Source organism: Pseudonocardia lacus, from assembly GCF_018531445.1.
In the GTDB taxonomy this organism is placed as follows: Bacteria; Actinomycetota; Actinomycetes; order Mycobacteriales; family Pseudonocardiaceae; genus Pseudonocardia; species Pseudonocardia lacus.
In genome coordinates this window covers 1-3869 of the sequence record NZ_JAHDTH010000367.1, presented here as the reverse complement: position 1 = coordinate 3869, position 3869 = coordinate 1, and the positions used below count along the sequence as shown (strand labels likewise).

The window sequence follows — 3869 nt, the reverse complement described above, 5'->3', positions numbered from 1 at the left end:
CACGCGCGCGTCGAGCCGCCGCCCGAGCGCCCGGCCCACGGCCGGCACGCCCTGCGCCGCGCCCCCGCCTGGCTCCCGCACTGACCGTCGAGGACTCGACGGGGCGGGGACGGCTCAGGGGCGGATGGCGGCGGTGGCGGCGCGCAGGGCCGCGGTGGTCGCGGCCCGGTCGACCCGGGTGGGCTCGCCGTCGGCGAGCACCTGCTCCCCCGCCACCCACACGTCGCGGACCAGCTTCGAGCCGCCCGCCCACACCAGGTTCGACACCAGTTGGGCGTCGTCGTCGGGGTCGACGAACGTCGACTCGTCCAGCCCCACGTGCACGACGTCGGCCCAGCGGCCGGTCTCCAGCGCGCCGATGTCGTCGCGCCCGATCGCCGCCGCGCCCTCCCGGGTGGCCATCAGCAGCAGCTCGGCCGCGGTGAGCGCGGCGGCGTCGCCGCTGGTCACCCGGGCCAGCAGGCCGGCGAGGCGGCTCTCGGCCCACAGGTCGAGGTCGTCGCCGGAGGCCGGGCCGTCGGTGCCGAGACCGACCCGCACCCCCGCCCGGCGCAGCGCCGTCACCCGGGCCACTCCCGCGGCCAGCTTGGCGTTGGAGCCGGGGCAGTGCGCGACGGCAGCGCCCTTCGCGGCCAGCAGGGCGATGTCGTCGTCGGACAGGTGCACGCCGTGCGCGGCCAGCACCCGCCCGCCCAGCACGCCGAGGTCGTCGAGCATCGCCGGCACCGACCCGTGCGCGGCGCGCTGCGCGGCGTCCTCCTGCGTGGTCTCGGCGACGTGGATGTGCAGCAGGGCGCCCCGCTCGCGGGCGTGCTCGGCCACCGAGGCCAGCGCCTGCGGGGGCAGCGTGTACGCCGAGTGCGGGCCGTAGCCCAGCTCGATGCGCTCGCCCGGGCCGCAGCGCAGGCCGTCGCGGTCGATGCGCCGCGACACCGCGTCGCGCATGGCCTCCCAGCTGCCCAGCCGGTCCCAGCCGGGGGCCGCGATCACGCCGGGGGTCAGCAGCACGCGCGATCCGACGGTGCTGACGGCGTCGATCACGGCGCTGGTGAAGAAGTACATCTCGACGCTGGTGGTGCACCCGTTGCGCAGCATCTCCACGCAGCCCGCTGTCATGCCGGCGCGCACGTGGTCGCCGTTCATCCGGCCCTCGGCAGGCCACATGACCTCGTGCAGCCAGCGCAGCAGCGGCAGGTCGCCGCCCAACCCGCGCAGCACCGCCATGGGCGTGTGCGCGTGGGTGTTGACCAGGCCCGGCAGCAGCGCGCCGGGCAGGGTGCGCACGGCGGCGTCGGTGGCCGGGGCGCTGGCCCGGGGGCCGGCGAACGCGATCCGGCCCTCCGCGGTGATGTCCACGACCCCGTCCCGCACGACCGAGCAGGCCGGATCGCAGGGGAGCAGGACCGGCGCGACCAGCCGGACCGCGCCGGCGGTCACCGACGGGACTCCAGCAGCGAGCGCAGCGAGCGGAACGGCGGCAGCCAGGCGCCGGTGTCGGGCAGCGAGTCGAGCGTGATGCGCGGCAGCGGCTCCCGGAAGACGCCCTCGATGTCCTCCAGGTCGACGAACTCGATGACCTCGGAGTTGAGCGCGAAGCTGGCGTGCTCGCGGAACCCGATCACGGTGATCGGGATGCCGGAGCGCTGCAGCTCCTCCAGCGGCTCGCGGAACGCCCGGCCGTCGCCGGAGGCGACCACGACGTGCTCGAGGTGGCCCTCCGACGCGCGCAGCTGGATGTGCGCCAGCATGTCGTCGTCGACGTCGGAGTCCTCGGTGACCTTGGGCTTGGCGAACACCGCGAACCCGACGTTGCGCAGCGCCTCGACCCAGGGCCGCACGACCTCGGTGCTGCCGGGCACGACGTTGGTGAACACCGTGGCCTCGGCCACCGAGTCCGGGCCGGCCACGTCGAGCAGCCAGCGGCCGACGGCGTCGAACCGGGGCCGGAAGGCCGACGTCGGCCGGGCGCCGAGCAGCGAGCCGAGGCTCATGTCCATGTTGGGGGCGTCCCACACCAGCAGCACGCGCGGGGACGGGCCGGTCGGGGCGATCACGACGGCCGGTCCGGAACGCAGGCGGGCAGCATTGGGCGACCCTATCCGGGTGGTCGAGGGCACGACCGGAGGAGATCGGCTTATGGTCCGGACGTGGACGATCCGGGAGGCGCCGGCTTGGACGAGCGGCAGATCGCGCGCGATGCGGCGGCGGCGATGGAGCGGGCCGACCGGGCCGCGGCCGGCGCCGGAGTGCGGTTGCTGGAGATCGGGCCGGGGCGCGCCAGGGTCGCGATGACGGTGCAGGACCGGCACGTCAACGGGCACGGCATCTGCCACGGCGGGTACCTGTTCCTGCTGGCCGACGCGGCGCTGGCCTACGCGTCGAACAGCCACGGCGTCTCCGCGGTCGCCGCGGGCGCGGACATCGCGTTCCTGCGCCCCGTCCCGCACGGCGTCGAACTGGTGGCGGAGGCGGTCGAGCGGGCGCTGGTGGGCCGGTCCGGGCTCTACGACGTCACCGTGCGGGCGGGGGACGAGGCCGTGGCCGAGTTCCGCGGGCGCACCCGCCAGGTGCCCGGACTGCCGCCGCCCCCGCCCTGAGCTCCGGCGAGCTCGGGACGGGGGCGGTGGACCCGGGTCAGCGGCCGTCCGGCCGGCCGGGTCTGGGCTGGGCCGGGCGGCCGTTGCCGGTGCACCCCGCCGCCGTGGCGGCTCTCCTGGTCGTGCTCATCTCTCCCCGTCCCTTCCTCTTCCGGGCCGCGCCGCCGCGGTGGCGGCGCGGCTCTCACTGGTCCGCCGTGGTGTCCAGGACCATGACCTCGCCGCTGTTGACGCAGGTCACGTAGGCGACGCGGCCCGAGGGGTGGGCGGCGACGCTGGTCGGTCCGTCGCAGACCGGGATCGTCGCGGTGACCGCGCGCGTCGCCATGTCGACGACCGAGACGGTGTCGGCCTCGACGTCGGCGGTGTAGAGGTAGCGCCCGTCGGGCGCGAAGCCGACGTCCTGCGGCGTGCGGCCCACCGGCACCTCGGCGACCGGGGCACCGGCCGCGTCGATGATCGTCACGCTGCCGCCGTCGTAGTTGGCCACCGCGGTCTGCCCGCCGCCCACCGCGGTGGCCTGCGGGCTGGTGCCCACCGGGATCGTGGCGACCGGCGTGGCGCTGGCCGTGTCGAGCACGCTGACCACGTTCGACTCGTGGTTGGCGACGTAGGCCCGGGTGCCGTCGGCGGAGAACGCCACCCCGTGCGGGCTGGCCGGCACCGGGATCGAGGTGGTCACCGCGTCGGTGGCCGTGTCGATGACGTCGATGCGGGCGTCGTCGTGGCTGGGCACCCACAGCCTGCTGCCGTCCGGTGTGACGGCGGGGGCGAACGGCCGCTGCCCCACCGGGATCGTGGTCAGCAGGGCGCCGTCGGCGGTGTCCAGCACGGCGACCAGGGAGACGGTGCGCGCGTCGTCGAAGACGGTGACGTAGGCGCGGCTGCTGTCGGGCGAGAAGGTGACGAACCGGGGCGGCCCGGCCGGCACCGCGATCGTCGCGGTGACCTTGTCGATGGCGGTGTCGAGCACGGAGACGAACCCGGCGGCGCGGTGCGCGATGATCGCGGTCCGCCCGTCGGGGGCCACCGCGATGTCGCCCGGGGTCGCGCCGACCGGAACCAGCCCGCGCACGGTCGGGACGGCGATGCTGGCCGCCACCGGCCCGACCGGGACCGAGGGGGTCTCGATCCGCGGCCCGCCGGCCGGGATGCCGACGGCGGCGGCCTGCCCGCCGGGCGACGGCATCGGGCGCACGTCGACCAGCAGGACGCCCAGCACGGCCAGCACGCCGAGCGCGGCGACGGTGCACGCGACCGCGGGCAGGGCCC

At 76.4% G+C, this 3869-nt stretch carries 4 protein-coding genes; 1 reads left to right on the top strand and 3 read right to left on the bottom strand.

The genetic code is table 11. The annotated features are described in order from the left end of the window. Window positions 1-114 precede the first annotated feature (114 nt). Together KIK08_RS37850 and KIK08_RS37845 are read right to left on the bottom strand one after the other, a co-directional pair. A complete protein-coding gene (locus tag KIK08_RS37850) occupies window positions 115-1437 on the bottom strand; it encodes an amidohydrolase family protein (RefSeq protein ID WP_214408126.1) in 1323 nt (440 codons plus the stop codon). Next, complete coding sequence (locus tag KIK08_RS37845; RefSeq protein ID WP_308258147.1) at window positions 1434-2054, bottom strand: NYN domain-containing protein; 621 nt, start codon at window positions 2052-2054, stop codon at window positions 1434-1436. Before KIK08_RS37845 ends, KIK08_RS37850 begins: the two co-directional genes overlap by 4 nt. 156 nt (window positions 2055-2210) lie before the next feature. Between KIK08_RS37845 and paaI the strand changes: the two genes are divergently transcribed. Beyond that, window positions 2211-2597: a hydroxyphenylacetyl-CoA thioesterase PaaI gene (gene paaI, locus KIK08_RS37840; RefSeq protein ID WP_214408127.1), complete on the top strand. Its 387-nt coding sequence runs from the start codon at window positions 2211-2213 to the stop codon at window positions 2595-2597. A gap of 184 nt (window positions 2598-2781) precedes the next feature. Here paaI and KIK08_RS37835 read toward each other — a convergent pair. Then, on the bottom strand, window positions 2782-3869 hold a 1088-nt coding region (locus tag KIK08_RS37835; RefSeq protein ID WP_214408125.1), incomplete at its 5' end, for a beta-propeller fold lactonase family protein.

Coding starts and splice junctions, on each gene's coding strand:
- paaI (WP_214408127.1), top strand. CDS start 2,211: ATGGAGCGGGCCGACCGGGCCGCGGCCGGCGCCGGAGTGCGGTTGCTG.